This window comes from Nocardia farcinica (genome assembly GCF_029867845.1).
Lineage (GTDB): Bacteria > Actinomycetota > Actinomycetes > Mycobacteriales > Mycobacteriaceae > Nocardia > Nocardia farcinica_A.
In genome coordinates this window covers 1-6066 of record NZ_JARWRU010000478.1, presented here as the reverse complement: position 1 = coordinate 6066, position 6066 = coordinate 1, and the positions used below count along the sequence as shown (strand labels likewise).

The 6066-nt window shown below is 73.5% G+C and carries 7 protein-coding genes and 1 pseudogene; 3 read left to right on the top strand and 5 right to left on the bottom strand.

What is annotated here, in order from left to right; translation table 11 throughout:
• Positions 1 to 496, bottom strand: a pseudogene (locus QH283_RS10285) (ATP-dependent helicase); the annotation flags it as partial.
• Between the two features lie 184 nt (positions 497 to 680).
• Here QH283_RS10285 and QH283_RS10280 point away from each other — a divergent pair.
• The gene (locus tag QH283_RS10280; RefSeq protein ID WP_280502788.1) at positions 681 to 1616 is read left to right on the top strand and encodes an LLM class F420-dependent oxidoreductase; all 936 of its coding nucleotides are present in this window, start codon (positions 681 to 683) and stop codon (positions 1614 to 1616) included.
• A gap of 316 nt (positions 1617 to 1932) precedes the next feature.
• Here QH283_RS10280 and QH283_RS10275 read toward each other — a convergent pair whose 3' ends face one another.
• Both QH283_RS10275 and QH283_RS10270 read right to left on the bottom strand, forming a co-directional pair.
• Positions 1933 to 2085, bottom strand: coding sequence for a hypothetical protein (locus tag QH283_RS10275; protein WP_280502787.1), 153 nt, complete (start codon positions 2083 to 2085; stop codon positions 1933 to 1935).
• Complete coding sequence (locus tag QH283_RS10270; protein WP_280502786.1) at positions 2082 to 2405, bottom strand: hypothetical protein; 324 nt, start codon at positions 2403 to 2405, stop codon at positions 2082 to 2084. Before QH283_RS10270 ends, QH283_RS10275 begins: the two co-directional genes overlap by 4 nt.
• A 207-nt stretch (positions 2406 to 2612) precedes the next feature.
• On the opposite strand from QH283_RS10270, the gene QH283_RS10265 reads away from it, so the two are divergent.
• Both QH283_RS10265 and QH283_RS10260 read left to right on the top strand, forming a co-directional pair.
• Complete coding sequence (locus QH283_RS10265) at positions 2613 to 3800, top strand: helix-turn-helix domain-containing protein (protein ID WP_280502790.1); 1188 nt, start codon at positions 2613 to 2615, stop codon at positions 3798 to 3800.
• Between the two features lie 114 nt (positions 3801 to 3914).
• On the top strand, positions 3915 to 4574 hold the full coding sequence (locus QH283_RS10260; protein ID WP_280502789.1) for an HNH endonuclease family protein: 660 nt from the start codon (positions 3915 to 3917) through the stop codon (positions 4572 to 4574).
• 24 nt (positions 4575 to 4598) lie between these two features.
• On the opposite strand, the gene QH283_RS10255 is transcribed toward QH283_RS10260, so the two are convergent.
• Together QH283_RS10255 and QH283_RS10250 are read right to left on the bottom strand one after the other, a co-directional pair.
• Positions 4599 to 5420 (bottom strand): sulfurtransferase, encoded by an 822-nt coding sequence (locus QH283_RS10255; RefSeq protein WP_280502785.1) that lies wholly within the window; start codon positions 5418 to 5420, stop codon positions 4599 to 4601.
• An 84-nt stretch (positions 5421 to 5504) separates the two neighbouring features.
• The coding region (locus QH283_RS10250) for a 2-oxo acid dehydrogenase subunit E2 (protein WP_280502784.1) at positions 5505 to 6066 on the bottom strand (562 nt) is incomplete at its 5' end.

Below are 6066 nucleotides of genomic sequence, written 5' to 3'. Positions count from 1 at the left end.
CCCCCCCCCCGCCTGCCTCTCGGGGGGGGCCCCCCGCCGGGCCGCCCCGTACGCGCCTCCCCCGGGGGCGGGGCCCCCCCCCCCCATGGCCGCCGCGCCGGGGGGGGGCCGCGCCCGCCAGGCGCAGGGCGGCGGGCATGGCGGAAGCCAGTTCGGCCAGCCAGGCCCGCTGTCGTTCGCCGCCGGCGAGCCGCCAGCGCACCCACCACTGGCCGTCGTGCCGGACCGGCTCGGGCACGATGCGCCCGGCGCGCACCCAGCGGTCGAGCCCCTCGGCGACGCGGGCGAGGAACCGCAGATCGCCGGAGACCGACGAGGCGGGCAGGCGGGCACGCAGCACCCCCACCGCGGCGTGCGGGACCAGCGCGTGCGCGCGCACCTCGGCGGCCACCGGCCCGTCCGGCCCCGGCACCAGCACCGTCGCCCGGTGCCGCCGGCGAGAGGCGCGCAGCAGCGACCCCACCGGGTCGGGCAGATCGGCGGGCGGCGTGTCCACGGACGGCGCCTCCCCCGGCCGTGCTCGCCCGGTCCCCAGCGCTCCCTCGGTCCCCCGCGCTCCCTCGGTCCCCAGCGCTCCCTCGGTCCACAGCACCAGGCCCGACCCCGGTGACCACAGTCCGTGCAGCATCCGCCCATCCAATCAGGCGGCTCCGACAGCTCCGGGACTACCGTGGTTCGACGTGGACCTACGCATCTTCACCGAACCCCAGCAAGGCGCGAGCTACGACGACCTGCTCCGCGTCGCCAAGACCACCGAAGACGCCGGTTACGACGCCTTCTTCCGCTCCGACCACTTCCTCAAGATGGGCGACGCCTCGGGTCTGCCCGGCCCCACCGACGCCTGGATCACCCTCGCGGGCCTGGCGCGGGAGACCAACCGCATCCGGCTCGGCACCCTGGTGACCTCGGCAACCTTCCGGCATCCGTCGGTGCTGGCCATCTCGGTGGCGCAGGTCGACCAGATGTCGGGCGGACGCGTCGACTTCGGCTTCGGCGCGGGCTGGTTCGACGAGGAGCACACCGCCTACGGCATCACCCTGCCGGAGGTGCGCGAGCGCTTCGACCGCTACGCCGAGCAACTGGAGGTCATCACCGGCCTGTGGGAGACCCCGCTCGGCGAGACCTTCGATTACCGGGGCAAGCACTACGAGCTGACCGGCAGCCCGGCGCTGCCCAAGCCGGCGCAGTCCCCGCGCCCGCCGATCATCATCGGTGGCACCGGCAAGAAGCGCACCCCGGCGCTGGCCGCCCGCTTCGCGCAGGAGTTCAACCTGCCGTTCACCGACGCCGCCGCCGCGGCCACGCAGTTCGAGCGGGTGGCCGCCGCGGCCGAGGCCATCGGCCGCGATCCGGGCGAGATCACCCGCTCGGCCGCACAGGTGCTGTGTCTCGGTCGCGACGACGCCGAGGTGGCCCGCCGCGCCGCCGCCATCGGACGTGAGGTCGACGAGCTGAAGCGCAACGGGCTCGCGGGCACGGTCGCCGAGGTCGTCGACGCCGTCGGCCGCTACCGCGCCGAGACCGGCATCACCCGTCTCTATCTCCAGATCCTCGACCTGTCGGATCTGGATCATCTGGAACTGTTCGCCGCGGAGGTCGCGCCCCAGCTGAACTGATCGGGCGCGCGTTCCGCGGGGGCCGTGTGCCGGTCGCGTCCTCCTCACGGTCGGAGCCTGGCGGATGGAACCACACCACCGTCAGTACGGCCAAGGCCACCACCAGCGCGATCAACACCACATCGCTCACGTCCACGCAGCACTCCTCTCCGACGGAGACGGCGGCGCCGAAAGGCACTCCGCGGCAACGCCACCGAAGTGTCCGGCGCCGCCCGGTCCGTCATCGAGGGCGTTACCGGATCGGCGGGATCGAAACCGGAAGGCGGGCCGGACCATACGCGCCCGGCTCACCCCCGCGCCGCCGTTCCGGGCTCTCTCACCGCTCCGGCGACGCCGGATCCTCCTCTCCCCGTTCGGCTTCCGCCCGGCCGGACTCGTCGAGCTCCGACCGCGGCGGCCGCACCAACAGCAGCGTCAGCGCGGCCAGGGCGAGCACCAACAGCACCAGCACCACATCGCAGCTCGTCACAGCTCCTCCTCCGCCGCCGGCGCGATCCACCGGAATCCCCGTGGATACACCGCCATCGGCGTCACCAGCGCCGCCACATCGGTCACCACGTGCCGCACCGGGTCCGCGTGCGCGAAGCCCGGCACCACCACAGCAACCGCGCCGAACTCCGCCACGTGCCGCGCCACCGCCATCGCCACCACCAACGGCGAGGCGTCCACCCGCACCGTGTAGGCCAGCCGCAGGCCGTGCTCGGCGGCCAGCCTCCCGAGGTCGATCTCGGCCCCGCACACCAGATTCAGCTGGATCAGGCCGATCGCGCTCGGCCGCTCGTCCACCATCCGCTCTCCATCCCTCCGCCACAACGAAACTCCACAGAAAACAACTGGTCAGACGGCTGTCACCGGGTCGGCGGCAGCCGGATATCGCGTATGTAGCGTGGCCGAGAAATGGCCGCTCCGTAGGCTTTCAGTGTTGACAACGGTGTTGACAACCGGCCCATTTTTCGAATTCGGTCTTGCGCGACGCCGAGACTTCTGGGGGTGCGGATGTATGACGGTGAACAGTTGCGGGTGGCCAGAGTGGCCGCCGGAATCAGCCTGCGTTTCCTCGCGGCGCGGCTGCATTTCACGCCCTCCTACCTGAGCCTGGTGGAGACCGGCAAACGCCCGGTGACCCCTCGGCTGGTGCTCGGTTACGAGGAAGTGCTCGGGACCGACGCCCTGTGGCCCGACGAGGCGGGCAGAGACGAGGACCCGCCGGTGGAGGCATGGATCGAGCGCCTCAACGACACCGACATCCCCGAGGGGGTGCTCGGTTACCTGGACAGCTCGATCGACGATCTGGCCGTGGTCTACCCGGCTGGATCGCCCTCGGTGGTGCTGCGGTGGGCGCAGAGCGGTCTGCGCCTGGCGCGCGCGATGCTCGACCGCAGGATGACCCTCGCCGAGCACCGCAGGCTCTCGCACCTGCTGGCCTGGTACTCGCTGCTGGCAGCGGCCTGTCACATCGATCTCGGGCACCATCTGGCGGCGCGCAGGCGGATCAGGGTTGCCAGGGACATCGCCCTCGAGGCCGAGCACGACGAGCTGACCGCGTGGGCGATGCAGACCACCGCCTGGCAGGAGCTCACCGGCGGCGCCTGGGCCGTCGCGGCGACGGCCTGCCAGGTGGCCAGGCACGTGGCCCCGCGCGACAGCGACGTGTCCCTCCAGGCCACCGCCCAGGAGGCCAGGGCGCTGGCGCGGACCGGCGATCGCGCGGGCGCGTACGCGGCGCTGCGGACCGTGGCGAGGCTGATAGACGACATCGGCGCGGCCTGTGCGGTGGAGCACCACTTCCTGTTCGACGTCACCAAGTCCGACTCCTACACGGCCACCGCCCTGACCTGGCTCGGCGATCCCGCGGCGGTGTCGTTCGCCCGGCAGGTGATCGGCGGTCTCGAGGCGTCGCCGTATCCGCGTCCGCGCAGGCTCGCCACCGCCAGGATCGACCTCGGCCTGGCGCTGCTGGCCACGGGCGGCGCCGGGGAGGCCGTCGAGGAGGCCACGAGCGCCGCGCTGGCGGCGGCGACCTCGGGACATCTGGTGCCCGCCACGCTGTGGCGGCTCGAGGAGCTGGTGGACGAGCTGGAGCGGGTGGACGTGACCGCGGCGCGGCGGGTGCGCGAGGCGTACCGGGCGAGTTGTCCCCAACTGCCGCAATTCCACAACCGCGGGGCGTCGCGCCCCACCTGAGCGTGGAGAGCGGGTTGGAGTGGAGGGGTGCGAGCGGATGGGACGGGTGGACGACGGGGCGGGCGGGCGCAGGCGCCGCTCGCCGTCCGTGTGCCTGCGGTGCTGCTCGCCGTGATGCTGGCCGCCGGATGCGGTGAGCTCGGCGTCGGCGGGGTGCGGCCCGCGCCGGGCAGCCCGACCCGCGCGCTGGGCGAGGAGCTGCTCGACCGGGTGCGGGTGGTGGCCGAGCGAACCCGCCCCGGCGGGTACCAGCGCGGCTGCGGATCGGGTGAGGCGTGCGTGTTCGGGCCCGCGTGGAGCGACGACCACGACGGCCCGGACGGCCACGACGGCTGCGACACCCGCAACGACGTGCTGGCCGCGCAGTTGACCGAGGTGCGTTTCCGGCCGGGCACCCGCGACTGCGTGGTGGTGGCGGGGGTGCTGATCGATCCCTACACCGGGGAGCGGGTGGAGTTCACCAAGGAGCAGGCCCGGCGGGTGCAGATCGACCACGTCTACCCGCTGGCGGCGGCCTGGGATCTCGGCGCCTCGGCCTGGGCGCCGGACAGGCGGGTCCGGTTCGCCAACGACACCGCGACGAACCTGCTGGCCACCACGGCCGCGGCCAACCAGGCCAAGCGCGATGCCACGCCCGCGGGCTGGCTGCCGCCGCGCGCGGAGAACCACTGTTTCTACGCGGGCAAGTACCTGACCGTGGCGGTGACCTACGACCTGCCGGTCACCGCCGCCGACAACGCCGTCCTGCACGACATCGCGCGCACCTGCCCGTGACGGTCACCCGCGGCGACCGCCCGCTCAGGCCCCGGTGGCCACCGGGCGTCGGGCGTCGTGCGACCACTGCGACCACGAGCCCGGGTAGAAGGCGGCGTCGATGCCCGCGAGCGCCAGGGCGGCGATCTGGTGGGTGGCCTTCACGCCGGAACCGCAGTAGACGGCCACCGGACCGGAGCCGAGGCCGGTGAAGCGGGCGCGCAGCCACGCCGGATCGCGGAAACGTCCGGTCTCGTCGAGGTTCTCGTGCGTCGGCGCGCAGACCGCGCCGGGAATGTGCCCGGCACGCGGGGCGTGGGGTTCCACCTCGCCGCGATACCGCTCGGCGGGCCTGGCGTCGAGCAGCGTGCCGTGCCAGCGGGCGGCCGCGCGGGCGTCGATCACCGGCAGCGCGCCACCGGCCAGGCGCACATCGCCGGGTTCGGGGTCGGGTTCGGCGCCGACGGCCAGCTCGTGGCCCGCGGCGGTCCAGGCGGGCAGTCCGCCGTCGAGCAGGCGCACGTCGGCGATGCCGCCCCAGCGCAGCAGCCACCAGGCGCGCGCGGCCGCGGCGCCGCCACTGGCGTCGTAGACGACCACCGAGTCACCCTGGCACACACCCCAACTGCGCGCGCACCGCTCCAGAACCGCCGCCTTCGGCAACGGGTACCGGCCGGCGGCCGGAGAGGGCGGGGCCGCCAGCTCGGTCTCCAGATCGACGAAGACCGCGCCGGGGATGTGCCCGGACAGATAGTGCTGCGGGCCGTCCGGGTCGTCGAGCGCCCACCGGACGTCGAGTAGCCGAACCCGCTTGCCCGCCAGCGCTTCCCGCAACTCCTCCACACCGATCAGTACCGCGCTCACCATTCGCTCCCGTCGCCTGTGCGCGCCCGACCCGAACACCATACGCACCGCCGCGGGGGCTGCGACGCCGAACGTGCCGCCGCCCGGTTATCGACTCAGCAACATCAGCGGGTCGGTGAGGTAGCCGCCGACCCTGGCCAGGAAGCGCGCGGCCAGTTCGCCGTCGATCAACCGATGGTCGAAGCTCAGCGACAGCGTCACGACCGAGCGAATGGTCAGTACGCCCTCGGCCACCCACGGCCGCCGCGCGATCGCGCCCAGACACAGGATCGCCGCTTCACCCGGGTTGACCAGTGCGGTTCCGGTGTCGACGCCGAAGACGCCGACATTGGTGACGGTGATGGTGCCGCCCGTGAGATCGGCCGGGGACGCGGTGCCCGCGCGGGCCGCGGCCACGCACCGTCCGATGGCCACGCACAGCGCGCGCAGGCCCATGCCCTCGGCATCCCGCACGTGGGGCACGAGCAGACCGCGCTCGGTGGCGGTGGCGACACCCAGGTTGACGTAGTGCCTGCTGACGATCTCCTGCGCCTGATCGTCGAAATACCCGTTGACATCAGGATATTCGTCGAGGGGCGCCCCCCCCCCCGCGGCCGCCGAGGGGACGGGGGGGGGGGGGGGGGCGGCGCGCAACCGGGTGGGGCGGCGA

Bases quoted from the DNA above. Each gene is read 5' to 3' on its own strand.
- QH283_RS10270 (WP_280502786.1), bottom strand. From the start codon at position 2,405: ATGGTGGACGAGCGGCCGAGCGCGATCGGCCTGATCCAGCTGAATCTG.
- QH283_RS10265 (WP_280502790.1), top strand. From the start codon at position 2,613: ATGTATGACGGTGAACAGTTGCGGGTGGCCAGAGTGGCCGCCGGAATC.
- QH283_RS10255 (WP_280502785.1), bottom strand. From the start codon at position 5,420: ATGGTGAGCGCGGTACTGATCGGTGTGGAGGAGTTGCGGGAAGCGCTG.
- QH283_RS10260 (WP_280502789.1), top strand. From the start codon at position 3,915: ATGCTGGCCGCCGGATGCGGTGAGCTCGGCGTCGGCGGGGTGCGGCCC.